Origin of the sequence: Sporolactobacillus laevolacticus DSM 442, from assembly GCF_000497245.1 — a bacterium.
Lineage (GTDB): Bacteria > Bacillota > Bacilli > Bacillales > Sporolactobacillaceae > Sporolactobacillus > Sporolactobacillus laevolacticus.
This window is the reverse complement of record NZ_AWTC01000005.1, coordinates 107,440-133,630: the sequence shown is the minus strand read 5'-3', so window position 1 is coordinate 133,630 and position 26,191 is coordinate 107,440. Positions and strand designations below refer to the sequence as shown.

Sequence of the window (26,191 nt, the reverse complement as noted above, 5' to 3'; positions counted from 1 at the left end):
AAAAGAAAAGAAGTATAAAAGTTTGAGGGCTCAGGGTTTATATTAGCGGTGTAAAAGTTCTGATTTTAACACGAAGTGCGAGACTCCAGCTGAGCGTTCCTATTGATGGCGAGCTAGAGGAGATCCCGCGGCAAGGTGCCAGAGCGAGGAGGTTTGCGGATCACCTGCGGCCGCACCTATTGATGTGAATGCATGTTGCGTTATCAGCACTATCTAATAAGAGAGCCAAAATAAAAAGAATACACCTATCAAATAACCGATGGAATCTAAAAAAATAGCAGAAAAAGCCGTTATTTTTATTAAATTCTTTAATTTTGTACAGAAAAAGGTAGAATTTCACAATTTATATGTATAGATCAGCGGCATTCTGATCAGAATGTTGCTGAGGTGATACAAATTGACAGATAACAAGGATCAAAAGAAATTGCAGGAAAAAGAGCTGTCCGGTCTGCGAAAACTAGCAAAACGGCGCTGGTTCTATCCCGCTTTATATTTATGCGCCGCGTCTTTAATTCTCACCGGTGTGCTGCTTTTCCAGATGCACAGTTCAGATCAAGCGAGTCAGGATGCGCGGGACCGAGTGGTTTTCAATCAAGACAAGCCGTCTTCCCATCCCCTGAATGCGGGTGATGAAGTGTTTGAATGGCCAGCATCGGCTGAAGACACACAAGTCATCCAACCTTTTTATGATGCAAAAGGAACTGAACAGGATCAGCAAGCCGCTCTCGTAAACTATAACAATTCATACGTCCAAAATACAGGCATTAACATTGGCGCGAATGATGAGAAATCGTTTACAGTTACAGCAGCAATGAGCGGAAAAGTCACGGAAGCAAAGAAGGATGACGTACTCGGTTATAAAGTAACATTGCAGCACAAAAATGGTGTTAAGACCATGTACCAGAGCTTGGCATCCGTTGATGTTGCGGTCGGACAACAAGTGGCTCAAGGTGAAAAAATCGGCACAGCCGGAACAGAAGCTTTGAACAAAGCAATGGGCGTTCATCTTCATTTTGAAATTCGTAAAAATGACGTGCCGGTCAGCCCTGAGAACTATATGAATAAGAGCGCTTCGGATGTCAAAGCTGTAAAAGTTGGTGCTCAATCAACAACAGCTAACCCCTCAGCCTCTGAAAAAATTAAAGATCAAGGCAGCACAGAAACACCAAAACAGGATACTGGTAAGTCGAAAGACCAAAGCAAATCGAACACCAAAGGGACGAAAAGCGATTCAAGCAAAGGGTCAACAATCGACAAAAGTTCACTGGACACGCACAACTAATTAAAAAGAATACAAGGAAACGGCGCCTGTCATAGGTGCTGTTTTTTTGTGCAAAACGTACATAAGCCATGATAATCTATTGATGAAAAAAGAGAATCAATGAAAACAAGATATACAGACTGGTTCAGGCTGGAGTAAAATGAAAGCAAAGACGCCATGAAAAAAGGAGCCGAAAAGCATGTTCGACTATGACTTCAGCCCGTATCGCCAGCCAAGAAATTCAGTTGTTGCACAAAGAGGTATGGTGGCAACAGCGCAGCCGCTTGCGGCACAAGCCGGCTTAGACATGCTGAAAAAAGGGGGCAATGCAGTTGACGCTGCAATCGCCACGGCTGCTTGCCTGACTGTCGTTGAACCGACATCCAACGGCATCGGCAGTGATGCGTTTGCGCTGATTTGGACAAAGGGCAAGCTTCATGGACTCAATGCCAGCGGGGTAGCACCTCAAAGCATTTCTATTGAGGCGATCCGTGCTCGGGGCTATGATACGATGCCTGTGCATGGTCTTGAGCCTGTGATTGTCCCTGGCGCTCCGGCTGCTTGGGCGGAATGTTCGCGAAGATTTGGGCGGTTGCCTTTATCTGAGGTTTTAAAGCCTGCGATTGACTATGCGGAAAATGGATTTCCGGTTTCTCCTGTTGTAGCTAGAAACTGGCAGCATGCATTTAAGGGCTATACGAAAACGTTCAAGGATCCAATGTTCGAATCTTGGTTCAACACGTTTGCACCTGATGGCAAAGCGCCCGCAGCCGGTGAATTATGGTCCTCTCCGGCACATGCCCGCAGCCTGAAGGCAATCGCAGATTCCAATGCAGAGGACTTTTATAAGGGAGAATTAGCGGATCGAATCGATCGATTCTCTCGTCAACATGGTGGTTTTTTGCGTAAAAGCGACTTAGAGAATTATCGGCCGCAGTGGGTGGATCCGATCTCCATTAATTACCACGGGTATGATATCTGGGAACTCCCACCGAACGGGCAAGGGCTTGTGGCACTTCTCGGTTTAAATATTTTAAAGCAATTTGATCTGGGCGAGAAGAATTACATAGATACCTATCACAAGCAGATTGAGGCATTAAAACTCGCTTTTTCCGATGGAAAGGCTTATATTACCGATCCGCGTGACATGGGTGAAGAGGTTGCTGCACTTCTGAGTGAAAATTATGCTGCAGCTCGCGCAAGACTTATTGGATCGACAGCTCTGGATCCCGCTCCTGGAACACTGCCTAAAGGCGGCACCGTCTATTTAGCAACGGCGGATAGCGATGGGACAATGGTTTCTTTCATTCAAAGCAATTTTATGGGCTTTGGCTCGGGTATCGTGATTCCTGATACCGGCATTTCAATGCAAAATCGCGGGCATACGTTCTCACTAAATCCTAAGGATGCGAATGCGCTTGCTCCGGGTAAAAAAACCTATCATACAATCATTCCTGGATTCTTGACTCGAGACGGACAGCCGCTCGGTCCGTTCGGAGTCATGGGCGGGTACATGCAGCCGCAAGGCCATCTTCAGGTTGTCAGTCATTTGATTGATGATCATCTTCATCCTCAAGCCGCGCTTGATGCACCGAGATGGCAGTGGATTGAAGGTAAAACAGTGTGGGTCGAATCGAATTTTCCAAATGCAGCTGCTCAAGCGCTTTCCAGATGTGGTCACGATATACGCGTTGCGTTGGAAACAGGATCCTTCGGACGCGGACAGATCATCTTGCGTGATCCTAAGACCGGAGTATTAAGTGGCGGCAGTGAATCTAGAGCCGATGGTTTTGTCGCCGCGTGGTAAGGTATCGGAGTAGAACCCTACACGAGGACATCATAACAGAATAGTTGATGTAGCTTGCACAACTTAGATATAGAAGGGCTGATTAGATGGATCAGGAAAAAAATAAGAGATTGGAAGAGAAGGAAAAACAGGTTCCGGCTAAAGTCCGGTATAGAGACATACTAGTGGCTTTTTTTCGGTCGAGCATTCTGAGCTTCGGCGGCGGGCCATCCGGAATACCTCTGATTGAAACAGAAGTGGTTAAAAAATATAAATGGATGTCGCTTGAGGAGTTTGGCGATTTGGTGGCTATCGCTAATGCGTTGCCGGGCCCGGTCAACACTAAGCTCGCCGGGTATATCGGCTGGAAGCTTAAGGGTATCGGCGGGCTTCTTACAGCACTGATTGCCAGTGTCGGTCCGATGGTTGTGGCCATGATCGTGCTGCTGGGTTTCATGACATCTTTTCAGAATCAGAGATGGGTGCGCGGGATGACCCAGGCTGTGCTGCCGGTAGTCGGAATAATGATGGCCCAGTTAACTTGGAAATTTTTGTCGAATGCAAAAAAAGGGCTGGGCTGGCCAATCAGCCTGATTCTGGTCGGAATCAGCTTCGTCCTGATTGAAGTGATCAACATTCAGCCGCCGATCCTGATTGCTTTGGTGCTCGCCTATGTGCTGCTGAAACCTTCAAAGCGGAAATCCGTTTCGGAAGGTGATTCCAAATGATCCTTCTATGGCACGTGTTCCTTGCTTTCTTTATACCGGGAATTCTTGGATATGGCGGCGGCCCGGCATCCATTCCACTGATTGAAAACGAAGTGGTCGGCCATTATCACTGGATGACAGTCACAAGGTTCAGTAATGTCCTAGCCTTCGGAAATTCATTGCCAGGCCCGATCGCGCCGCAAATGGCCGGCTATATCGGTTACCAGGTTGCCGGCGTTCCAGGTTCTTTCGTTGCTCTGTTTGCAACAATCGCACCATCGCTGATTTTGCTCATTGTTCTGCTGCGGCTACTCTACAAATTTAAAGATTCGCCCAAAGTAAAGTGGCTTACCTTATTGATTCGGCCGATTATCGTCGTCATGCTCGGGATGATGGCCTATAACTTTTTTTCGACCTCGTTTCAGTCATCCGGATGGCTTCCACTCGTTTTGATTGGAGCCGTAAGTTTCGTTCTGATACAGCGTTTTCGGATTCATCCGGCTTTTGTCATTGCCGGGGCATTACTGATCGGTGCTGCCTTTATGGGCTGAAAACTCAAGAAGCAGGACCTTTATGGTAGAAAATTTCATGCTCAGTGCCTAGTGAACAGTGATGTGAATATAGCCATTTGTCATAGTTAAAAAAATGATCAACAACTAACAAACTTACGATCCATTGGCAAAGTGAAGCCAATGGATTTTTCTATGATCTGAAAAGCGAAATGAAAGCGTTAACAAATCGGCGTAGTAAATTTGTCCCGGTGTTTCTTGTCGAAGGTTGTCGGCAAATCTTTGCGATGCGGGATTTTTCGGGGTTTTTCAGGAGTTTAGACCGTGTTCAGAGCAGTAGGCTTTTTTATATAATGTGTGGGAAAAGTTAACAAGTTAGTATTTTCTGTGACAAAGTGACCGCGGCAGTTTACTTCAGAAGTGCACCTCAAGAAGCTTTTTATCTGTAATTCCATGCTATAGCTAAATTAATTGTGCCAATTGAATACAGCGGAATACCGTCATTGACGGATTTCATAGATAGAGTGGTTTCGACGAACTAAAGGAACGTTCGCTAACGCACGTACGTCCTGTACGTAACGTGAAAGCCATCACATCCTGTGAAAGAACGTCCTGCGTACAACGCGGAAGCGACCGCATCCTGCGGGGAAGTACGTAACGTCGAAGTCACCACATCCTGTGGAAGTTCCGGCATGCGAATGTATGCGTATGCAAAAAATAAGGAGGTTATTTAATCATGGCAGGACAAATTCGCTTAACCCCGGAAGAACTACGCAGTTATGCAGCAAAATATGGGCAGGAATCTTCAAATACCGGTGAATTAATTGGAAGACTGGATGGCATGATCAACCAGCTGGCCCAGGTTTGGGAAGGCGCTTCAAGCCGGGCGTTCAAGGATCAGTATGAACGGCTACGCCCATCCTTCCAACAAATGCAACAGCTCCTCGAAGATGTCAATCATCAACTTTCGAAAACAGCTACCATTTTGGAAGATACCGACCAGCAGATTGCCGGACAGATCAATGCGTAATTCAAATCATGCCGGAGCTCTTGATAGAGTTTCGGTTTTTTAAACGTGGTGAAATAGAATGTACATCAATATAACTGTGGATTTATCGCATTACAGGCGAGAACCTCTCGATCTGAGAATATCTGACCGTCAGCCTGTCAAACAGCTCATCCGGACGGTATGGAGAATTGCCGGCATACAGTCGCCTCCGCGAGAAGGGTACTGGGTGCGCGTAGCGAATAAGTCACAAATGATTCGTGGCTTTGATGTTTTAGGTGACAAAAAGATTTCTGATGGAGACAAACTGACTGTACTGTGAAGGAGAATAGTTATGGCACTATCAAACAGCTTTTTTCAATCTAAATTTGAAGCAGAAGCGGAAGTTCAGGACAGCCAATACACCCTCACTTTTCAACGTGCAAAAATTCCAATGCGCCATGTGGACGAATTAGGCGTTCTGCAAAGTATTCATGATGGCATCAATCGAACGGTAGAATCAACAGAAGATGAAATCGTGATTCATTCGGCAAATGTACCCGGGTTGAGAAGATTCACAGAACTGACTTCGGAAACCATCACGGAAAAATTAATCTTTGCCAGCAATCTTATTCGCTTTTTTGAGCATTACCAACCCGCACGCTTGATTCCGGTTTGTTTTCCGGAAAATCTCTTTTTTACGACAGGTTTCCAGCCTGTATTTCTTCATTATGGGGTAAAAGACAGTCTACCGCCTCTAAGTTATGAGGAAGAAGCCGCACTGCAACAAGTCAAGGCGGTTATTGCGACCTTGTTTGATGCATCCAACAGCTTCGATACATATGTGAAATTCGATTTCGCGGCAAAGTCAACGCGTTTCGTGAAAGATCTTTTTCGTTGTTCAAGTTTTCATTCTCTGGCTGCTCTGGTGGAGAAGGAACGTAAAAAAGAGATTGTTACTGAAAAACAGAGCATCAGACTCCCGAAAAAAAGGAACAGAACTCGGAATGGAATGCTGATTGGTAGTCTTGCAGTTCTTATTCCTCTTCTTATTCTTACGGTTTATGCCTTTGTCATACAGCTTCCCCGAGAAAATTTGTTCCAGCAGAGTCATGAATTTTTCCTGGAAAATCAGTATAGCGATGTAGCGACAACATTAAATTCCGTTGCCTACAGCAAAATGCCGAAAGTTGTCCGCTACGAGCTCGCTGTATCTTATGTGAAAAATGAAAACCTTACCGACGAGCAGCACAACAACATATTAAATGATCTAACCCTCCAAAGTAATGCACTTTATTATCAATATTGGATTCAGGTTGGGCGTGGCGAAGCGGCCGGTGCCTTGAATACAGCACGATCGCTCAATGACCGTACTCTGATCGCCTATGCACTGGTTAAAGAACAACGGGCAATTCAAGACGATCTGTCGATGAACGGTCAACAAAAACAACAACGACTGCAGAGCATTGATTCAGAATTGAAGAAATATAACGTTAAACCTCAGAAAACGCAAGCGAGCACTTCGGACGGTAGCAGTATTAACACCAATGCGGATGTAAATCAAAACCCGCAGGGGGGAAGTGGTGGAAGCTCCAACCAGACTCAAAGCAGTGGGCAGAAAGATGGATCGTCATCACAGAAAGACGGTAGTTCAACTGGAAAAGATTCGAGCAAAAAGTAAGCCTACACGGATATAGCATATGAACGACCTCGTGAGGAGGGGAGCATTTTTGGAAAAATTATGGCTGTTTACAGAAGAGCATGCTCAAGTCATTGATCTTCAGCCTTTTCATAAAAAAGAAGTGGTTATTGGAAATGAATGGTCGGACACCATCACCCTTTCGTACACATTGGATGAGAAGATCCGGTTGAATTGGGATCAGGAAGATAACAACTGGAAACTGCATAAGCAATATGCTCAAAGCAAATGGTTAGTGAGCATCACTGAACCCTTGCAGACCGGCAAAGTGAATATGTTTTGTCAGCAGGCAGATGATGCTCCGGAGGCATCCGGGTACTATATTGGCAGTGACATTCAACTGTCGATATCAGCATCAGAAACAGCTGACTTCTCATTTCCGGAGTATAAAGATGATCCGGGTTTTCAGTTGAGCAAAGAAGGGAAAATCTGGCGCATTTTTTCTTCATCCAAAGGCATTCCTGTTTATTTGAATGGAGAGCGTGTGCATCAAAGTGCGCCGCTTGAAGCTGGTGATGTTCTGTTCTGGGGCTTGAATGAGTGGATTTTGGAATCGGAAGATTTGCTCGTAGTGACTGCGGGTAACGCATTTGAAACTCGGTTTGCGCCAACACGAAATCCTAAAACGATGCTCGCCGACAAATATCCGGACTACCAAAGAATACCGAGGCTGATTTATGAACGTCCAAACGATAAGGTGAAATTTTCATGGCCCTCAGATTCAGACGGCGACAATCGCCGCAATCTCTGGATGATGATTTTGCCGCCGGTGATCATGCTGATTGTTATGGCGGTTGTGCTTTTTGTTCAGCCAAGCGGCATTTATATGCTGATCTCGATCGTAATGTTTCTCTCAACGATTGTGACTTCCGTTTATCAGTATGTTAGGGAGTCGAGGCAGACGAAAGAACGAAGAAAAGAACGCAAGGAAAACTATACCAATTATCTGAAGGAAAAGCGTGAGGAGTTAAATCAGCTCTATGAAAAACAGCGTTTTGTACTCCGTTACCAGTTCCCGAACAGCGCAAAATTGAAAGAGCTTGCGAATCAGCTGAGCCCGCGCATTTGGGAGCGCAGCCGGGAGGACGATGATTTTCTTGATATTCGCCTGGGTGTCACGACATTGCCACCGGATTATGAAATTCAGGGCAGTGAACAGGATCTTTCCAATCGTTCATTTGACGCGCTCTATCGCGAGGCGAAAACGATTTTGGACCATTACCGCGAAATTAACGATGTGCCGTTGACCATCCGTTTGTTGGACGGTCCGCTCGGCCTTGTCGGTAAGCACTCGATTATCAGAAAAGCGGTGCAGCAGATGGTTCTACAGCTTGTCTTTTTCCATAGCTACCATGATTTGCGTTTTGTCGTTCTCTTCGATGAAGAGGAATACACGGAATGGGCATGGTTGAAGTGGCTGCCGCATCTTAAGAGCCTGAATACACAAGGACGCAGCATGGTCTATAGTGAACAGACGCGTGATCAGCTGCTCTCCGGCGTATATGAATTAATGAAAGAAAGAGCACACACGGATAAGAAGGAAAAAAAGATCTTTTTACCGCACCTTGTCTTTGTGATTGCGTCAGACAAATTGATTCATGAGCATGAAATCACCGAATTTCTGAGCAAAGATTTTACCGATATCGGCGTCAGTTCAATCTTTCTGGCGAACACGAAAGATAACTTGAATGAAAATGTTTCGACCATAGTCCGCTATGTCAATGAACATGCAGGCGACGTCTTGATTCTGAATAAAGTGGCGAATGGACAGACGTTCCAGATTGATCCGTTCAAAAAAGCGGGTAACGAACGTTTCGCAAGAAGACTCGCATCACTGAATCACCGAAGCGGGTACACCAATTCCATTCCGGACAGTGTCACATTCCTTGAGATGATGCACGCGGAGGATGTTCACGACTTGCACATTAAGGAACGCTGGGCGCAGCATGATCCGATCCAGTCACTAGCGGTTCCGGTCGGACTTCGCAGCAAGAATGATGTGCTTGAACTGAACCTTCATGAAAAAGCACACGGCCCGCACGGATTACTGGCAGGAACTACCGGTTCCGGGAAAAGTGAATTCCTTCAATCCTATGTTTTAGCACTGGCCACTAACTTTCATCCACATGATGTCGCCTTCCTGCTGATTGACTTTAAAGGCGGCGGAATGGCCCAGCTTTTTGAAAAGCTGCCCCATTTGCTTGGAACGATGACCAATATCAATGACGAAAAGAATTTCAGTGATCGGGCACTGGCTGCAGTAAAGAGTGAATCGCGTCGACGCCAGCTGCTTTTTTCGGAAAATAACATTAACCATATCAACGACTATCAGCTGCTCTATAAACAAGGCAAGGTTAAACTTCCATTACCGCATCTCTTTATCATTTCTGACGAATTTGCGGAATTGAAAAAAGAGGAGCCGGACTTTATTCGCGAACTGGTTACAACGGCGCGCATCGGCCGAAGCCTTGGTATCCATTTGATTCTAGCAACACAGAAACCAGCAGGTGTCGTTGACGACCAGATCCGAAGCAACTCACGTTTTAAAATCGCCTTACGTGTCCAGGATAAATCGGACAGCAATGACATTCTCGGCAATGGCGATGCTGCTGAACTCAAGCAGGTCGGACGCGGTTATCTGCAAGTCGGAAACAATGAAATGTATGAACTGTTCCAGTCTGCCTGGAGCGGCGCGCCTTATGAGAAGAACATTTATACATCTGAAGATGATGTCTTTTATGTAAGAGACACCGGCCTGTACCCGATTTCAGAGGTGCACGCGAAGAAAGAGGTGCAGGCAAAGAAGGAGACCGAGCTGGAAGCCGTTGTTCAAGCCATCGCAGATCTCTATCAAGAGATGGGGCTCGAACGATTGAAGAGTCCATGGATTGCACCGCTGCCTGTTCATCTTGTTCGTCCGGCACTTGCGGAGAATCTGAAAAAAGACGACCGCTTTATGATCGGACTTGCGGATCATCCGGAGAAGCAGGAACAGACACCGGTTTATCTGAATCTGAGGAAGGAAAAAAATATAGCCCTGTTTGGCGCGTCGGGATTTGGAAAAACAACGACCATCTCATCTTATCTGCTAGAGGCAGCCAGACGTTATTCACCCGACCAGGTGCACTTTTATATTTTTGATTTCGGCAGCGGTGGCCTGCTTTCGTTCAGGGCGCTGCACCACACGGGCGACTATTTCCGTCTTGATGAAAAAGAGAAAATGGATAAGTTCGCTAAATGGATGAATCAGGAAATACAAAAACGCAAGGATTTGCTTCGCCGTACAGGGGTACCGAACATTGAACTATTTAACGAACAGGAAACGGATCCATTGGCCTATATCAAAGTTATTGTTGATAATTTTGAAGCCTTGCGCGAAGAGGCGGCTGATTCGATGGAAGAAGCCTTTGTTCGCTGGGCAAGGGAAGGCGGAAGTCTCGGCATTCAATTTGTCCTGTCCGTCTCACGTGCGAACGGCATCCGCCCGAATCTGCTGGCCAGCCTACCAATCCGTTTGTCTCATTACATGACGGATCAGTCGGAATTCTATACGATTTTCAGCGGTTCCGTTAAGAAAAACGTTGAAGCGATACCAGGAAGGGCACTGATTAAGATTGATGAATTAGAAACGGTACAGATGTATCTGCCCTTTGAAGCGAAAACGGCAGGCGAGCATCTTGAACGGCTGCGTGAGGAAATGCGCGCCTGCAACCGGATCTATCCGGAAAGCGAGACCATTTACCATGTGCCGATGCTGCCGGAACGACTGGATGTATCTGAATTTCTTAACTACAAGAAGCTGGATACACAAACGATCTATCTCGGCCTTGACGAGGAATCTGTCAAACCGCTGGGCATCAGCATCGGGCAGATGAATGCGTTCATCATTGTCGGTGATTCAAGAAAAGGGAAAACTAACATCATCCGATTCATTTTGGAGCAAATCATGAGGCAGAATCAAGCAATGATTGCAATCAGTGATTCGGAAGAACTTGTTTTTGCCAAGGCGGCAGAAAATCATGGTTGGATGTATCTGGATGACAGCGACATGGTTGAATTGTACGCCGACCAATTGGAACATACGCTCGCGGCAAGAGAGCAGGAAGTTAAGGAAAAGATGCTGGAGACCGGTCAGACGCGCGCGGATATTGTGGCGAATTATCCTGCCTATTATTTGTTGATTGACGGATTGGACACATTCCTCCGCAAAATTGACAGCCGTCTTCAGACAAGGATTATCAATCTAATGAAACGATTCGCGCCAATCGGATTTTGTGTGATCGCGTCAGGAAATCAGTTGGAATGGAAAGGCTACGACCCGCTTGTTGCAGAGCTGAAGAATGCGAAAGACGCACTGCTTCTTGTTCGCAAAACCGATCAATCCGTATTCACACTGCCTTATATAAGCAAGGAACAGGCGCTGGACGTTGGTTTTGGCTATCTGATTCATCAAGGTCAGGACCGTCGGCTAATGATTCCGCGGACCGATGCCCCAGCTTTTGATACAGCAAATCGATAAAGAATTGAAAATCTACTCTAATTAAAGGAGCTCATCGACATGAATGAACAATGGATCAGCCGTTTAAAGAAATGGGGATCACTAGCGATCGTATTTATCGTGATTGTTTGCATTTCCGGAGCCCTGCCCCGCTATTTGACCCCACCGGCTGCACAGCCGCAACAGACGGTAAAGAAAAATAGCACAAAAACAAGTACACCAACCACGAAAATCGACCATCTAGCAATCGTAAATGAAGACCAGGGAGCAACTCTCGGCGGTCAGCGCTTGAATCTGGGAAACCAGGTCGTTCCACTTTTTTCTAACGGCGATGATTACCAATGGGAGACCGTCAGTCGGAGTGTTGCCGACAACGGCTTGAAGCAAGGCGATTATCAAGCAGTATTCTATATTCCTTCCAATTTCACAACTAATATTTTTACTTATACTAATTCAAACCCAAAAGCAGCGGTTATTTCCTATCAGGCAAATCCGAAACTGACGGCTGAGGACACCGCCAAAATCCAGACCGAAATGCAAAAGGTGAAAGGGACGCTGAATCAGCAGTTTTCAAAAATCTACTGGCGGATTATTTCCGACAAACTCAGCTATATTCGAGGCAATTTCTCAGATGTAGTGAACAAGGATAAACAGTATCTTCAAGCGATGTCTGATTTCTACAAGCCGTCCTCAAAAAATATGGCACAGGTATTTGATGCACAATTAAACCAAATCAATGAGTTGCTTGGTGAAACAAAACAAACAGCTGGAGACTTAAGTGACCGGCAGTCAACCCTGACGGATACAAAAACTCGGGTCAGCCAGCAGCTGGATGCTCTGAACAAACTAAGCGATCAGATGAATCAGCAGATCCAGGCACTCGAAAAAACAAGAGACGCAAACAAGCAACTGGTGGACGATGCTACAACTCAAAGCCAGGCCAATCTTACAAAAGTCGTGAATACATTTAATAATGGGATGGTTGACCCACTGAGCACGGCGGTTACGATCGAGAATCCATTGGATACTGGAAATGAACTAACGGGATTAAACCATTTGATTGATGGGGCAAATACAAGCCTTTCAACGATTAATTCTAAATCAACTGATCAGTTAGGGGGCATTTCAAACGCCTATACGGATCATTTAATTACACCTGTTGATGAACTAATCACAAAGATTAATATATCTAAGGACAATCTTAATGCTGTAATTAATCCCGACAATGCAAGTGATTCTAATAACATATTTGGGCAAGTGAATACCCTTAATAAATCGGCACAGGATCTATTTACACAAGCCAATAGCTATTATGATCAAGCCCATGATCTTTATGATGAATCCTATGGCTTTTTTGGTCAGAATAATAACTTATACGATCAGTTATATGGTTACTATCATCAGGCAGATACCTTTTATGAGCAAGCTCATACCCTTTATGATCAGGCCTATGGTATTTATGGCCAGACCGATAACTTATTTGATCAGCTGTACGGTTATTATAATCAGGCAAATTCCTTTTATGATCAGGTATATACTCGCTATGATCAGGGAAAGACACTTTATAACCAGGCGCAGACCCTTTACAGCCAAGAACAAGATATCTATAACCAAAATCAGACACTCTACAAAATGGCGAATGATAATGCAATTAATAATGTAAAAGATGACATAGAGAATCTTAAAGAATCAACGAAACCTACTCCGCTTTCCAGTACTACGAAGTGGGATGGTGAGCAAGATGTTCTTAAAAGTATTGGTAAAACTCAAAATGATATTGGAGGTTCATCAGGACTTGCTAATAATGAAGAAATAAAAAGTATTAGTGAACTCACTCCGTATCTAGATAATATTGACAATGATACTGAATATGAAAATCCATCATTATTCATCAATCCTTCGGAGGCAAATAATTATGATGAAACGACTTTAAAGGTTTATCAGGAAATGCTTAATCATACTTTTAACAGTTTAAACAAACTGTTAAATTTTGTAACTAATAGGCCTAAAGAGCTCACTGAACCTATTGATCCAGGGCTTGCTGAACCAACTGATCCTAAGCTGACTAAACCGTTGGATCCAAAACTTACGAAACCTACTATTGATCCTAAGTTTACTAAACCAACTGATCCTGGTCTTACAAAGCCTGCCGATCCTGAACTTACGGAACCCAATAAACCAACTGATCCTACTCAATCGATATATGATGCATTGAATACTAATGTTAAGTGGGTTGACCAGGCAACAGGTCAACTCACTTCATCGGTCACATCTTTAGGAACAATACAAACAACAGCGCAACCAGTTAATCAGACTGAGACTTTAACAAACACCCAACGATCGATACAAGATCAATATAATTCCGCCATAAAACGATACAATGATGCATTAACAAATCAAAAAACCGAACTGGGAAAAGTCGAAAATACGTTGACAAGTAATATGAATGATGTACAACAACAGGTTGCTTCCATCGCTAAACCGCTTGTTGTGACAGAACCAGATCCTACTTTCGACAATGTAGATAATGGTTTTGCATTGTCATTCAAGAGCAATACCTTTGACCAACTGAATACAATTGATGAAGCACTTCAAAACATCTCGGACAATGAATCGTTAATTTTGAAGGATTCACAAAACGTCCAGTCACTGGTAAACGATGTCCAGGGCGGGGCAAACCAATTAACCGGTTCTTGGGGGCAAAACCTGAATGCAACCGCAGAACTGGGTAGCACTATTTCCCAGACACTTGGGAACACCGGCGAACCTGGTAATCGTAATCAGAATGCATACCAGCAGTTGGCCAGTCCTGTTAATCTTGCAGGTGTTCAGGTCGGCAACGCGAACAATCAGACACAGAATCAGGATCAGAGTACGACGAGTAATGATACAACGCCGACAACTCCTGTGACGCAGCCATTCCTGACATTGCTTGCTGTACTCATTGCCAGCATTCTGACCGGCTTCTTTAGCTATCATTATCGCAATTTGAGCGTGACCGCAAATGCTTTGATCTCCATTTTGCTTGGTCTGGTTACGTCTTCGGCTGTCATTTATTACGGGATTTCCCAATATGGGTTGGACGGTACAGCTGCAATCATGTGGAGCATCTTTACCGTTGGCTTGATCGCAGTGATGTCGGCGTGGATTCGTGAAGCCTATCAATTATCGGAAATTGTCGGTGTGCTCATATTGACAGCGATGATCGTTATCTTCACACTGCCGCTGCTCCGAAACAGCTTGGATCGTTTCGCGTTCCAAAATCCGGCGGCAGATGTCTATATGGCGATTGCCTATGGACCTGATTATCTTCCATTCTATAAAGGATTGATGGCGATTGTCGGGTTGTTCGTTCCAGTTTTTGCGGTAATCGGAATCCGGGCGATCATTCAGCATGTGAGAGAGGAGAAGGCGCATGAGACGGAAATCATGTAATCGGCTTCTGCTCATCAGTTTGGCGCTAACCGCTTTTCTTTTCATCTCCGGTTATGGGGAAAGCAAGTCAAATGTAAACGTCAAGCCCAATCATTTTAAAAAACAGAACACGACCATCAATACAGACGAAATTAATACAGATATGGCCAATTCTTATCATAAAATACCAAGCGAAGTACGTAGCTTAACATTCATCCAGCCCCATCAGGATGAAAAAATCATCAAAGGACTGTTTTTAACTCCAGGTAAAACAGAAAAAGTGAATGTGAAAAAGGAAGCGGAGCGGCTGGGGTTGTTTCAATAAACACAAGGGAGGATGATCTCTTGGGCGAATCGATTTTTGATCAAATCGGCAACTTTTTCGGGATTGGCGTAACAACGAACGAACGTAAACGTTCAAAGTATCATCAGCTGTATCAGAATATCAGCATGTATGTTGAACAGGCAGAACAAGATCTTTCTGAAATCAACAGGATGATCAGCAGCTATTCTGGGGTTCATGTGACTAAAACAAAAGTGCCCGGTATTGAATTCAGCGCGTCACGTGAACGCGTTGATGAGCGGCTTAAGACGAAACGGAACACGTTAAAGAAGAAACTTGCTGAAGCGAAAACGGCCAAAAGGGAAGCAAAACTAGCCTATGACCACTATAAACAGTTAGCAGCAGAGGAAGATAGGAAAAAGAGGTGACGTGAACATGGGGAGAGCAGGAAAAAGCCACATTGAAATTAAAGGCGGCGAGCTTGAGGATGCCATTCAATGCATGCAGCAAATCGAAGAGGCATTGAAAAGTGCATTAGCAAAGGGCGAGGCGCTGAATGACGATATCGTGGGAAATGCGGACTGGTCCGGCAAGAACAAAAAAGCTTTTATCGCCTTCATGGATATCGTACTTCAGTATCAACGCCAGATGACGAAAATCACAACAAAGCATGCCGATTCTCTGAAATCCCTGCAAACACATATATCCACGTTCTCGCAAACGGATGAAGTGTCGAAGATAAAGGGAGTGTAAAGATGGCTGTAGAACAATTAGTGATTGACGGTTTTTCTCCAGCGGAACTCTATGTGCTTGGCACAGCCCTTGATGTTAATCAATTGTTTGGATTACCGGAACCTCAACAACTATTAATGCTTGATGATCAGATCTTTGAAAAGGCGAAACGCAGTTTACAGGAAAAACGGTTGCTAAAGGAATCGGGTGCGTTAACCGATCAAGCTGTTTTGTTAATCGAAATGCTGGACATTTATGCCAAGAGCTCTGCGTATGTCAGAATCAATGAACAGATGGTTGCCTTCCGAAACAAGGAAAGCAAAGATTTGATCGTGCTAACCGAACAGAGTAAATGGCGCAGCTACCGATTGGAAGTCCTGCCGAAAAGTCTTTTTGTCACGCAGCTGTTTCACACGCATCCCTTTTTGAACCGCCAGCCAACAGAGGCAGAACATAAATTTCTGCTAAAACGAATCACCGATGAAGAAGAAAAAAAGGTGGCGTCTGTTCACATCGATCAAACCGACCTTCTTGCTATGGAGTGGATGCCGAGGCCGGATGCAAATCTATTACGGACATACAGCCATTTTCTTTATCTGCCAATCGGTTGCGAATTGTTTCGGAAGGATGTCATGAGTCAGCAAACGCGAAAAGTCAGCCTGTTTTATCTCTATAAAGAATTATTTGATTGGCTAGGTATTCCTTATGGACAGGAGGCGCATGCCTAATGAGAGCCATGGAAGAAGGTGGAGGCGTAGCGATTTCACTGAACCCCGATGAGTTACAGCACTTTGCGGAGCGTGCGCTAGCGATTTCGGAAATCTTCCAGAACAGGATTAGTCCTCAAATTGAACGCTTGAGCAGTCTTAGATTCTATGAGGACGGGGAGGCTGCTGATGCATTTTCAATTTATCGGAAAGCACTGGAACGACTGCTTGATATCGGTGATTTTTATATGCGAAGCGCGCAAATGCTCATGCTCGTGGCTGAAGTCATGAGTGCCCAGGATGAAGCACTGGCATCGTCGTTTGATGAGGGGGCGGTGCAATAATGGGCCACAGTGTTTCTTATAAAGAAGGCGCGTGGAATGATATGGGTGATGCGATTAACCGGATGTCCGCTTGGCGCAGCGGTATTTTTGACCGAATGCGCGCTATGGATCAGGTCTTTCGCGATCTCCGTGATACGGTGGATGATCTTGATGAAGATCATCGCATCCATTTTTCCTATAAAAGCATGTCCGGATCTTTAGATAAACTAAATGATGATTACCAGAAACTATACAACTTCACCGGTGAGGCCGGCGAGGCGGTCAGCCGTCACATTGATCATCCGTTTTTCACGAAAATGGACGCGTTCGTTGAAGCGATGGAAAAGATCTCAATTGATAAAATCACAACGAAGAACACGCTCAATGTGAAAGAACTACAGTCGACCAGTCAACTGGCCTCTGTCGCTACCTATGAAAAGGTTAAGAAAAAAGAGATCACACTGGACGATATCTTTAGCAACAGCAGTCTGATGAAAACATCGCTCAAAAGCGAATACGAGACGTTCAAAGCGATGGCAACATCCAAGAAAGCAGAGAAGGTCACGTTCGATCAATATAAGGAAGCGATTCAGTACAGCCGCGGCTTCAACTACAAATCGATAAGAGATAAACAGATCGATAAGGAATTCTGGGTCAACCTCGGCATCGGAACAGCGATTGTGATTCTGACCATCGCCTGCCCGCCTGCCGGAGCGGTTGCCAGTATCACATACGGCGTGATGCAGATGACCGATGCAGTCACCGGTACGAGCATGATTTCCGGCCGCAAGCTCAGCACCGAAGAACGCATTACTGAGGGTGCATTTGGTTTGCTTGATCTTGCCCCTGGTGCAGCCGCACTTCGTAGTGCAGGAGCTTTCAGTGCATTAGGGCGTACAGGGACAAAAGGTCTCAACACAGTGGGTGAGCTGTCACAGGGATTGAAACGGACAGGGCAAATAAGACTTTTAACCTTGAAGACTCCTGCAATCCGCATGGCAGCTGGTGTCAAAGATGGAACTCGAAAAGTCATTGAGAAGATTAAGAGTGTAGAGCGTGCTAGAGTTCAAAAAGTTGGTGAAGGAGCAACAAACACTAAGAGTGCGGGAGTTAGCAGTAGGGAAGACAATGCGATTAGTGAATTAAGTGAAGCTAAATATTCCCTCAATAATTTAGAAGAAGCTCACCGATGGGGGAGTCATTATTACAATAGTTGGATAGAATCATTAACTGAAAGTGAAAAAAATGGCATTAAGCAATATACTGGTAATGATTATAGAAAAATAAATACCTATTTGAGAGGATTAAGTGATTCTTTAGATGGTGTAGATTTACATGTGATCAATGATATTAAGAGTGGATTGGATAAAGCGAGAGTTCCACATAATATGCAAGTATACAGAGGAACAGATATTAAGCCTTTTGAAGATTTACTCGAAATAGGTAAAGATGGAAAAATAAATTCTGATTCGCTAATAGGTAAGTCAATCAAAGATGATGGATTTGTTAGTACTGCAATTGTAAAAGAATCCTCTTTTGGTTATATGAATGTCTCATGGGAAATAAATGTTCCAAAAGGAGCTAATGCTGCTTATGTTGGCAAGATTAGTCAATATCCTAATGAGGCAGAGTTGCTTCTGAACGCAGGACAAGAAATGATGATAAAAAGTGTAAATGTTGATAATGCTGGAAAACTACAAGTAGTCTTAGATCTAATATTAAAAAAGTAGGTGGCAGAAATGACTGGCAGAAGGATGATAGATAGGTGGGAAGATGATAATAAAATTTTTCTCGCTTTAAATATTAAAAAACGAGTACTTCCAACTATGTATGGTGGAATTATTGGTGATCTGTTAGGTGTTCCAGTTGAATTTAGACAAAGAGATACATTTCAAATAGATGATGTGAGTGGATATGGAACGTATAACCAACCGCCTGGGACGTGGTCTGATGATACCTCCCTAACTCTTTGTTTAGTAGAAAACATAGTGGAAAAAGAAAGCATACAGAATTTAATGCGGAAATTTGTTCAGTATCAAGATAAAGGATATTGGACACCTTTTGGAACCATGTTTGACATTGGTAGAACTACAGTTGAAGCAATCTCAAGATTCAAAAAGGGTGTCTTACCGTCGGAATGCGGAGGACGGTCAGAGTATGATAACGGTAATGGTGCGATTATGAGAATTTCGCCATTAGTATTTATGTTGTATAAAGAGTTCGATTTTATTAAAAAAGCCGAGATAATTAAACAGTATACGGAAATTACACATGCACATCCCCGTGCTATAGTGGGCTCTATTATCTACATTGAATTTTTAGTAAGACTATATCATAATAATTATTTTGAAAAGTCCATTAAAGAAATACAAGAGCTTTTCAATGAAAATTTTGCTCAAGATCATGTATATCTAAAAGAGTTAAGATCTTACAAGAGAATTTTCAATGAAAACTTTTTTAAAACACCACAAGAAGAGATCTTATCAGATGGATATATAGTTCATACTTTAGAAGCCGCAATTTGGTGTTTAGGAACTACAAACTCATTTAAAGAAGCCGTATTAAAAGCAGTGAATTTGGGTGGAGATACCGACACAGTTGCGTCATTAACGGGTTCATTAGCGGGAATGTATTACAAAATGGATGGAATTCCAAATGAATGGCTAGAAAAAATCGCAAGAAAAAAGGATATCGATGATCTAATTAAAAAATTCTATGAATTTTGTGCTGATAAAGCAATTATAGAAGAATATGGAAGCCTTTAATGTTTAGGTTCTGTAAACAGTAAAATTTCTATTGCGTTGATATATTGGGAGAAATAATATGCGAATAACCCAGGTCATCCAATTACTAGATGATGAAAATATAAAGAAAGTCACTAAATCAAATAGCATTGAAGAATACAGAGATCAAGATGAAAACTTCTATAAACTTGCCTTTCAAAATGGGCACTGGGAATTTATATTTGTAAACTGTGAAAAAAATAGTGAGGGTGAGGAAGAAGTACTAAAAGTATTTAAGGATGAAGCAAGTGCTGGAAAATATTACTATATTTTTGAGCTGTCCAGAGAGTACTATCAAAAATATATTTATGATTTTGATGAAAAGAATAAAGATATTAATGTTGGTGAACCTAATTTTTCGTTTGAAAATTTAAAGCAATCATTTACCCGATTAAAAATACCTCCTAAATTTTATTGCTTTCAAAACGAGAAAACTGCCCACAGTATCTCTGTGTTGAAAAAAAACAACAGTGAAGGTGACTTGAGCTATATAGGAAGAACTGGAAACATAGTATTTACAACACCTATAATGGAGAATTGGCTATTGTATTACACGGTTTATAAGTTTGTGTATTTATTATTTTTATTGGATAAAAAAGAAAAGGAAATGCTGGCTAAGTCACAAATTACTGAAAAATTTACTGATAGTGATTATGCGCTTTTTCTCTCTTAATTACTATCGGGTTCAATAGCAAAATATGATGATGAAGAAAAGGCATTGGATAATTTTATAAAAAGGGTTAGAACTGAAAAACTATTGTTTGACTAATTGGTAATTGTTGGTTTTACCAGGAGAATAATGAAATGAGTAAATATGCTGTCTATAAGGGTAAGGTGTATGAAGCAAACATGAGAAACTCCCCTATTAGATTAAAATCAAGAAAGCTCGATTCTGAATTTTCTGAATTAGTAGATTTAGCAGGGAATATCCATAAAGATATATTCAATAATGAGGTTAATTTTGACGACGTTGAGATGATATATGAGTTGGATTACAAATTGATATATAAGGGTGTTGAGTTTCTACCACTGGCAGTGGGTAAGTTTTCACTAGACGAGAAGAGTATAACTGTTTCCACAAGCGATCGTGATATAGCAAGAAACTATGGATTCATAAGAAAAGAGCCGTTTGTTTTTGACAGGTCTATTCCCTTAGATGACATTGACGCATTAATTGAAATAAAAAAGCCCATTTTAAAATTTAAGGATCAAAAAGAAGAAAGAACCAAGATTGATCATAAAGACATAAAAACTTATCTTGCAAATTTAATATAATCATAACTTTAAGAGGTGGGTTAAATGGAAGTTAAAGTCAAACGCAGCACAGGAATCATGGGTGGAACTTCAAAGATAGTGTTGATTGTAAATGAAAAAGACGAAGCAAAGCTGAAAACCAATGAAGAATATGTCGTCTCCACAGAAAAAAGCAGTGTGAAATTGAAAGCAAGACAATGGTTCTTCGGCAGCAATGACTTGGAAGTGAAAGACAATGACGCTGTTGAAATCAAGACGAATCCAACCTGTATTGTACTGCTGTTTGTTTCACTCATTCTAGTAATTATTAGTGGAGCAACAGAAGTCAGTGCGTTAAAAATGCTTTTTAGCGCTATTGGAGTACTTGGCTTACTCGCAACCGTCTTCTATTCGATTAAATCCTGGTTTAAGCTGGAAGTAGAAGATTGAGTTTCCAGTAATCGAGTATCATCGCCGACGTCCAAGTTATCTACTCTCCATTTACCTGTTCCGTAAGCAGCCCCATTTTCAGTTTACCTATTACCAAAAATTTTCCAATTACATTGCAAAGTAAAAAAAATTGTCCCCCAGTCGGAGGATGTGCAGAGGAGAATTACATATGCTTAAAAAAGTAGTTTTAGCAATTTTATTGACGGCGGGTTTACTTTTAGCCGGATGTGCTGCTGACAATTCTAAAGGAGGTGCGGCGAATCAGCCGAAGATTAATGCCGACACCGTTATTATAAAGACGACTAATCAAACGAATAAAATTAAAAATATGGAAATGAACATGAGTATGGACATCGAACTCGCCGAAGGGTGCTCAAAAAAGCACGCAGAGACGAATCCCTCAACACAGCTAGAGCTCCTGAAAAGCTTCAAGAAAAATATGGACCTGAAAAAAAGCGGAAGCAATTATGTCATCCGGTTTGGTGGAAACAAAAAAGAACTTAGAGCATTTATTCAGAAAGCAATGCTGAAAAATTTTAATGCTAACAAGCAACAGGCGCTTCAGCGTTCATTGGATGTCATGAATTTTACGTCCATGAAGTATACGTATGTGGTTGGTCAGAAAACGTATCAGCCAAAATCATTGAATGTCTCGTTTACTGCGAAGCCGAAAAACGATCAAGGTTCAGGTTCTCTAAAGATGACTGTTCATTCGGATTTCTCAAAAATCAACCAGCTCAAAACGATGACGATTCCTGCTGATGTAAAGAGTAAAGCGATTGATATAGATGCCAGCCGGCTACAAGGGCAATTCTAATGAGGAAAGTTAATGTTTTCTCGATAGCTCAAACTGCTTTCTATGACCAGATAATGCATCATGTGATTAACGTCGATTCAGAATCAGCAGACGTCTTGGGCCCGGAATACTAATAGGACTGGATAGCTAATAAAATTAAATTCCGAAAACGAATGAACAAAAAAGAACCTTCCGTCATTTAACGGAAGATTCTTTTTGTATCATCATCAATTTAAGCAAGTTCTTTGTTTTTGGTTTCTTTTCCAAGAACCAGAACAGCAATCACGCCGATAATGATGGACACGCAGAAAATGGTGAATATAGAAGTAATCGAGATATGGCGGACAATCAAGTAACCGACAAGAAGCGGGCCGAAAATGCCGCCAATTCGTCCAAACGCTGCTGCCATTCCGGTCCCTGTCCCGCGAATAACGGTCGGATATTGTTCCGGCGAGTAAGCATAGAGGGCACCCCAAGCGCCAAGATTAAAGAACGAAAGCAGGATACCGGAAGTCAGCAAGAGCGGCAGTGTGGTTGCTGTGCCAAAGAAATAGGCGAAGACTGCAGTTCCAAGCAGATAAACAACCAGCACAGACTTTCTGCCCCATTTTTCAATCAGCCAGGCGGCAGTGAAGTAACCAGGAAGCTGAGCGAGCGTCATGATTAAGACATATTGAAAACTTCGAACCAAACTGAAGCCCTTCAGGACGACAACGCTTGGCAACCAAAGGAACATGCCGTAATAGGAGAAGACCACGCAGAACCAGAGCACCCAAAGCATCACGGTCCGGCGTACATATTTTTGGGACCAGACTTCAGCAATATTTTGCCATAAGCTTGGTTTGTTCTCTTTTGTTTTTGCGATAAACTTTGAGGAATCGTGAATATTCCATCTGAGATAAATCGCGTAGAATGCAGGCAGCGCACCGATGATCAGGGCAATCCGCCATCCGTATTGAGGAATAATAAAATAAGAGATCAAAGCGGCGACAATCCATCCGCCTGCCCAGAAACTTTCGAGTAGGACGACAATGCGCCCGCGCTTGTCTGCGGAGACGCTTTCGGACACAAGGGTTGAAGCGACAGGCAATTCACCGCCGAGTCCCATGCCCACAAAGAAACGCAGCACGAGAAAAATGGAAATGCCGGTTGTCAGCGCGGAGAGCCCGCCACCGACAGAGAACAGCAACAGTGTAAGAATCAAGACATTTTTCCGCCCGATCCGGTCGGCCATCATTCCGAAGATGAGTGCACCGACAGCCATACCGATTGAGCTGACACTGCCGATCCAACCCATTTGAACTTCATTGAGGTCCCATTCCGTTTTCAAAGCGGCGATGATAAACGACAGCATGCCGACATCCATCGCGTCAAACAGCCAGGCAAGCCCGGCAACACCAAGCAATTTTCTTTCTGACGTGTGATTGGTAATTGACATAATAGCCTCCTGATTAATGAGTGCGGTATCTGCGCATAGTTCATGCGACAGCGCGTGTTCATATAATGTGTAATTAAGCCTGCTCCTATTATAATTATTTGATTTACAGGTGTAAAGACACTTGTAGAAACTGTTTGCTTTACTGCCACAAGATAATAGAGTGGCAGATTTTTTTCTTCTACTATTAATCACGTGCTACACTATAAAAAAGAAATTCTAGTTAGAGAGTGGGGGAACCCTTTGAACTTGCATGATGTTCAGGAATGGGAAAAAAATTTTTATGAGAAACATGGATGGAAGGACTTGCCTCCGTATATCCGCGTTGGTTTTCTGATGGAAGAGGCGGGCGAGGTATCCCGTGCAGTACGTACCTATGAAATTGGGCGAGATCATCATCCTGAAGAAGGAAAGAAAACCCAGGAAGAAATCCGGCAAAATCTTTCAGAAGAAATCGGTGACATGATTTCTAACCTGGCAATCCTCGCAAACCTGTATCAACTTAATTTGGAAGATGCTATGAAAGCTCACCGGCAGAAATTGTGTGATCGATTCAATTGTAAGGAAGAAGAATTTTGAACGGACGGATCATGGTACTTTTTTGAAAAGATGAATGAGCATCTACAAGAAACAGAGAACATTAAAAAAGGTGATGGAAAAAATTCCACACCTTTTTTAATAACCGACTTCAACCGAAGCATTCACGATGTACATTAAATCATTTTTGTCATTTTTCTCTTTTAAAATAATGCCGCTTGGCGCGGCCATGCCGCCATCCATCACTTTGATGGTGACTGTTCCGTAAGGAATCTCTGCTTTTATTTTATCGAAATCAAGAGATTCTTTATCTATTGGGACTGCCAATCGAATCGTCACCTTCATGTTATTCAGGTCATTTCCGGGCAGGAGTCCGGCGATTCCCGGCATGGAGTTCCTATGTATCGCATCTCTTACAGCACGAACTGCGGCAGTTGTGGCATCCTGTCCGTGAACGTCAACGCCAAATCCTGTTTCAATAAATAAAAGCTGATCCATATCTAGCCCTCCTCAACATTTTTTAGCTTCATTATAGCAAAGTGAGGACAATCACCGTAGTGATATGAACTACGCAATAAAAAATCTTTGTAAGAAAAACCGACAAGAACGGCCATGTTTCTCGCATAAGAACTAAAATTAATATGGAATAATGTTTGAGGAGAACATAAAAAGCAGAGCTACAACGATGAGGTGTCTGCAGGGAAATCAAGTAAAGGCGAACAATTTGTTCAAAGTTCTGCTGAATTTTCGCTTTTTCAACATTTTTCTGTTCCCTTTTGGACTCAGATAAGCTATAGTAATGTCTGTGAGTTTAAATTCAAAAGATTTAACGGGGGGTTTTTCAGTGTTTAAAAAGAGAATAGCAGTGCTCGTAGCCTTTGTTGTTGTTCTCGCATCAGTTCTTGCAGGATGCGGTAACGGCAAAACTAGCGGTAGCAGCGCGACGAAACAAACCGCGTTCAAAGCAGGAGAAGTAACGGACGTAGGTGGCGTTGATGACAAATCCTTTAACCAGTCCGCTTGGGAAGGTTTGAAGAGTTTTGCAAAGGATAACAACCTTAAAGTAGGTACAGGTGTTAAATATCTGCAATCCACTCAAGCTTCTGATTATTCACCGAACCTGAACACAATGGTTCACCAGAATTTCAATGTAGTCTATGGTATCGGGTTCCTGATGCAAAGTGATGTTCAGAAGATCGCTGAACAAAATCCGAAAGCTCACCTGGGAATTATTGATGCTGTTGCAGTTGACAAGAACAACAAACCTCTGAAAAACGTTGCGAGCATCACATTCAAAGAACAACAAGGCTCGTTCCTCGTTGGTGTTGTTGCCGGACTTACTACAAAAACTAATAAAGTAGGCTTTGTCGGCGGAATTAACGGTGCTTTGATTAAGAAGTTTGAAAATGGTTTCAAAGCTGGTGTTAAAGCAGTTAATCCAAAAGCTGACATTTATGTACAATATGCTGGTGCGTTTGACGCTCCTGATAAAGGTGCTGCAATTGCTCAGACATTCTACACTAAAGGTGCAGATATCATCTATTCGGCAGCAGGCGCTACAGGTAACGGTGTATTCACTGAAGCGAAGAACCGTACCAAGAGCGGTAAAAAGGTTTGGGTCATTGGCGTAGACAAAGACCAACATGATCAAGGTCTTCCAGAAAACGTAACGCTTACCTCTATGGTAAAACGTGTGGATAAAGCCATCTACGATGTAACAAAGCAAGCAAAAGCAGGAAAATTCCCTGGCGGCAAAGTGCTTGAATACGGACTTGAACAAAATGGCGTGGGTATTGCACCAACGACAGAAAATGTATCGAAAAAAGCACTTGACGCTGTAAGTGGATACAAAAAGAAAATCATTGACGGTTCCATTACTGTACCGACAACTGATAAAGAGTACAAAGAATATCTTGCTAATTTGAAGTAATAAATTGTTTTGCTGATGGATGAGGCATTATTCTGCCTCATCCATCACTTATAATTATGATAAAATGTGACTTGCGCACAAAAGACTTGGCTTTGCCAAGTTTTTCTTACATATTCAGAGATG

At 43.0% G+C, this 26,191-nt stretch carries 24 protein-coding genes; 22 read left to right on the top strand and 2 right to left on the bottom strand.

Annotated features, from left to right (window positions below):
* Positions 1 to 397: 397 nt before the first annotated feature.
* From P343_RS25920 to P343_RS25830, 20 genes are all read left to right on the top strand, one after another.
* Positions 398 to 1,282 carry a M23 family metallopeptidase gene (locus P343_RS25920; RefSeq protein ID WP_023509684.1) on the top strand — a complete coding sequence of 295 codons (885 nt, stop codon included), beginning with the start codon at positions 398 to 400 and terminating at the stop codon, positions 1,280 to 1,282.
* A 178-nt stretch (positions 1,283 to 1,460) separates the two neighbouring features.
* Positions 1,461 to 3,068, top strand: a complete 1,608-nt coding sequence (locus tag P343_RS25915) for a gamma-glutamyltransferase family protein (protein WP_023509683.1) — start codon at positions 1,461 to 1,463, stop codon at positions 3,066 to 3,068.
* 86 nt (positions 3,069 to 3,154) lie between these two features.
* Positions 3,155 to 3,775, top strand: coding sequence for a chromate transporter (locus P343_RS25910; protein ID WP_023509682.1), 621 nt, complete (start codon positions 3,155 to 3,157; stop codon positions 3,773 to 3,775).
* Positions 3,772 to 4,305 carry a chromate transporter gene (locus P343_RS25905; protein ID WP_023509681.1) on the top strand — a complete coding sequence of 178 codons (534 nt, stop codon included), beginning with the start codon at positions 3,772 to 3,774 and terminating at the stop codon, positions 4,303 to 4,305. Before P343_RS25910 ends, P343_RS25905 begins: the two co-directional genes overlap by 4 nt.
* A 694-nt stretch (positions 4,306 to 4,999) precedes the next feature.
* Positions 5,000 to 5,293 (top strand): WXG100 family type VII secretion target, encoded by a 294-nt coding sequence (locus P343_RS25900; RefSeq protein WP_023509680.1) that lies wholly within the window; start codon positions 5,000 to 5,002, stop codon positions 5,291 to 5,293.
* 58 nt (positions 5,294 to 5,351) lie between these two features.
* Positions 5,352 to 5,591: an ESX secretion system protein YukD gene (gene yukD / locus P343_RS25895; RefSeq protein WP_023509679.1), complete on the top strand. Its 240-nt coding sequence runs from the start codon at positions 5,352 to 5,354 to the stop codon at positions 5,589 to 5,591.
* 12 nt (positions 5,592 to 5,603) lie between these two features.
* Positions 5,604 to 6,929, top strand: coding sequence for a type VII secretion protein EssB (gene essB, locus P343_RS25890; protein WP_023509678.1), 1,326 nt, complete (start codon positions 5,604 to 5,606; stop codon positions 6,927 to 6,929).
* 49 nt (positions 6,930 to 6,978) lie between these two features.
* On the top strand, positions 6,979 to 11,466 hold the full coding sequence (gene essC / locus P343_RS25885; protein ID WP_023509677.1) for a type VII secretion protein EssC: 4,488 nt from the start codon (positions 6,979 to 6,981) through the stop codon (positions 11,464 to 11,466).
* 39 nt (positions 11,467 to 11,505) lie between these two features.
* Positions 11,506 to 14,880 carry a type VII secretion protein EsaA gene (esaA, locus tag P343_RS25880; RefSeq protein ID WP_023509676.1) on the top strand — a complete coding sequence of 1,125 codons (3,375 nt, stop codon included), beginning with the start codon at positions 11,506 to 11,508 and terminating at the stop codon, positions 14,878 to 14,880.
* Positions 14,861 to 15,184, top strand: a complete 324-nt coding sequence (locus P343_RS25875; protein ID WP_023509675.1) for a type VII secretion EssA family protein — start codon at positions 14,861 to 14,863, stop codon at positions 15,182 to 15,184. The genes esaA and P343_RS25875 overlap by 20 nt, the downstream gene beginning before the upstream one ends.
* Before the next feature lie 20 nt (positions 15,185 to 15,204).
* The gene (locus tag P343_RS25870) at positions 15,205 to 15,570 is read left to right on the top strand and encodes a hypothetical protein (RefSeq protein ID WP_023509674.1); all 366 of its coding nucleotides are present in this window, start codon (positions 15,205 to 15,207) and stop codon (positions 15,568 to 15,570) included.
* 7 nt (positions 15,571 to 15,577) lie between these two features.
* A complete protein-coding gene (locus tag P343_RS25865) occupies positions 15,578 to 15,895 on the top strand; it encodes a WXG100 family type VII secretion target (protein WP_023509673.1) in 318 nt (105 codons plus the stop codon).
* A gap of 2 nt (positions 15,896 to 15,897) precedes the next feature.
* Positions 15,898 to 16,602 carry a DUF5081 family protein gene (locus tag P343_RS25860; protein WP_023509672.1) on the top strand — a complete coding sequence of 235 codons (705 nt, stop codon included), beginning with the start codon at positions 15,898 to 15,900 and terminating at the stop codon, positions 16,600 to 16,602.
* Entirely contained in the window at positions 16,602 to 16,925 is a 324-nt protein-coding gene (locus tag P343_RS25855; protein WP_023509671.1) for a hypothetical protein, read from the top strand. Before P343_RS25860 ends, P343_RS25855 begins: the two co-directional genes overlap by 1 nt.
* The gene (locus P343_RS37435) at positions 16,925 to 18,634 is read left to right on the top strand and encodes an ADP-ribosyltransferase (protein WP_023509670.1); all 1,710 of its coding nucleotides are present in this window, start codon (positions 16,925 to 16,927) and stop codon (positions 18,632 to 18,634) included. The genes P343_RS25855 and P343_RS37435 overlap by 1 nt, the downstream gene beginning before the upstream one ends.
* 9 nt (positions 18,635 to 18,643) lie before the next feature.
* Entirely contained in the window at positions 18,644 to 19,669 is a 1,026-nt protein-coding gene (locus tag P343_RS25850) for an ADP-ribosylglycohydrolase family protein (protein WP_023509669.1), read from the top strand.
* Positions 19,670 to 19,727: 58 nt separating this feature from the next.
* Positions 19,728 to 20,360, top strand: a complete 633-nt coding sequence (locus P343_RS25845; protein ID WP_023509668.1) for a hypothetical protein — start codon at positions 19,728 to 19,730, stop codon at positions 20,358 to 20,360.
* Between the two features lie 131 nt (positions 20,361 to 20,491).
* The gene (locus P343_RS25840; RefSeq protein WP_023509667.1) at positions 20,492 to 20,962 is read left to right on the top strand and encodes a hypothetical protein; all 471 of its coding nucleotides are present in this window, start codon (positions 20,492 to 20,494) and stop codon (positions 20,960 to 20,962) included.
* A 24-nt stretch (positions 20,963 to 20,986) separates the two neighbouring features.
* Complete coding sequence (locus tag P343_RS25835; RefSeq protein ID WP_023509666.1) at positions 20,987 to 21,370, top strand: hypothetical protein; 384 nt, start codon at positions 20,987 to 20,989, stop codon at positions 21,368 to 21,370.
* 169 nt (positions 21,371 to 21,539) lie between these two features.
* Positions 21,540 to 22,187, top strand: a complete 648-nt coding sequence (locus tag P343_RS25830) for a DUF6612 family protein (RefSeq protein WP_023509665.1) — start codon at positions 21,540 to 21,542, stop codon at positions 22,185 to 22,187.
* A gap of 211 nt (positions 22,188 to 22,398) precedes the next feature.
* Here the strand turns inward: P343_RS25830 and P343_RS25825 are convergent, their stop codons facing one another.
* Complete coding sequence (locus P343_RS25825) at positions 22,399 to 23,604, bottom strand: MFS transporter (RefSeq protein ID WP_023509664.1); 1,206 nt, start codon at positions 23,602 to 23,604, stop codon at positions 22,399 to 22,401.
* 240 nt (positions 23,605 to 23,844) lie between these two features.
* Between P343_RS25825 and P343_RS25820 the strand changes: the two genes are divergently transcribed.
* A complete protein-coding gene (locus P343_RS25820; protein WP_023509663.1) occupies positions 23,845 to 24,180 on the top strand; it encodes a MazG nucleotide pyrophosphohydrolase domain-containing protein in 336 nt (111 codons plus the stop codon).
* A gap of 96 nt (positions 24,181 to 24,276) precedes the next feature.
* On the opposite strand, the gene P343_RS25815 is transcribed toward P343_RS25820, so the two are convergent.
* The gene (locus P343_RS25815; RefSeq protein WP_023509662.1) at positions 24,277 to 24,636 is read right to left on the bottom strand and encodes a Lin0512 family protein; all 360 of its coding nucleotides are present in this window, start codon (positions 24,634 to 24,636) and stop codon (positions 24,277 to 24,279) included.
* A 346-nt stretch (positions 24,637 to 24,982) separates the two neighbouring features.
* Between P343_RS25815 and P343_RS25810 the strand changes: the two genes are divergently transcribed.
* Entirely contained in the window at positions 24,983 to 26,068 is a 1,086-nt protein-coding gene (locus P343_RS25810; RefSeq protein ID WP_023509661.1) for a BMP family lipoprotein, read from the top strand.
* The last annotated feature ends 123 nt before the right edge of the window (positions 26,069 to 26,191 follow it).

Coding starts and splice junctions, on each gene's coding strand:
- P343_RS25915 (WP_023509683.1), top strand. CDS start 1,461: ATGTTCGACTATGACTTCAGCCCGTATCGCCAGCCAAGAAATTCAGTT.
- P343_RS25865 (WP_023509673.1), top strand. CDS start 15,578: ATGGGGAGAGCAGGAAAAAGCCACATTGAAATTAAAGGCGGCGAGCTT.
- essB (WP_023509678.1), top strand. CDS start 5,604: ATGGCACTATCAAACAGCTTTTTTCAATCTAAATTTGAAGCAGAAGCG.
- yukD (WP_023509679.1), top strand. CDS start 5,352: ATGTACATCAATATAACTGTGGATTTATCGCATTACAGGCGAGAACCT.
- P343_RS25860 (WP_023509672.1), top strand. CDS start 15,898: ATGGCTGTAGAACAATTAGTGATTGACGGTTTTTCTCCAGCGGAACTC.
- P343_RS25855 (WP_023509671.1), top strand. CDS start 16,602: ATGAGAGCCATGGAAGAAGGTGGAGGCGTAGCGATTTCACTGAACCCC.
- P343_RS25830 (WP_023509665.1), top strand. CDS start 21,540: ATGCTTAAAAAAGTAGTTTTAGCAATTTTATTGACGGCGGGTTTACTT.
- esaA (WP_023509676.1), top strand. CDS start 11,506: ATGAATGAACAATGGATCAGCCGTTTAAAGAAATGGGGATCACTAGCG.
- P343_RS25905 (WP_023509681.1), top strand. CDS start 3,772: ATGATCCTTCTATGGCACGTGTTCCTTGCTTTCTTTATACCGGGAATT.
- P343_RS25840 (WP_023509667.1), top strand. CDS start 20,492: ATGAGTAAATATGCTGTCTATAAGGGTAAGGTGTATGAAGCAAACATG.
- P343_RS25835 (WP_023509666.1), top strand. CDS start 20,987: ATGGAAGTTAAAGTCAAACGCAGCACAGGAATCATGGGTGGAACTTCA.
- P343_RS25825 (WP_023509664.1), bottom strand. CDS start 23,604: ATGTCAATTACCAATCACACGTCAGAAAGAAAATTGCTTGGTGTTGCC.
- P343_RS25900 (WP_023509680.1), top strand. CDS start 5,000: ATGGCAGGACAAATTCGCTTAACCCCGGAAGAACTACGCAGTTATGCA.
- P343_RS25845 (WP_023509668.1), top strand. CDS start 19,728: ATGCGAATAACCCAGGTCATCCAATTACTAGATGATGAAAATATAAAG.
- P343_RS25875 (WP_023509675.1), top strand. CDS start 14,861: ATGAGACGGAAATCATGTAATCGGCTTCTGCTCATCAGTTTGGCGCTA.
- P343_RS25850 (WP_023509669.1), top strand. CDS start 18,644: ATGACTGGCAGAAGGATGATAGATAGGTGGGAAGATGATAATAAAATT.
- P343_RS37435 (WP_023509670.1), top strand. CDS start 16,925: ATGGGCCACAGTGTTTCTTATAAAGAAGGCGCGTGGAATGATATGGGT.
- P343_RS25910 (WP_023509682.1), top strand. CDS start 3,155: ATGGATCAGGAAAAAAATAAGAGATTGGAAGAGAAGGAAAAACAGGTT.
- P343_RS25815 (WP_023509662.1), bottom strand. CDS start 24,636: ATGGATCAGCTTTTATTTATTGAAACAGGATTTGGCGTTGACGTTCAC.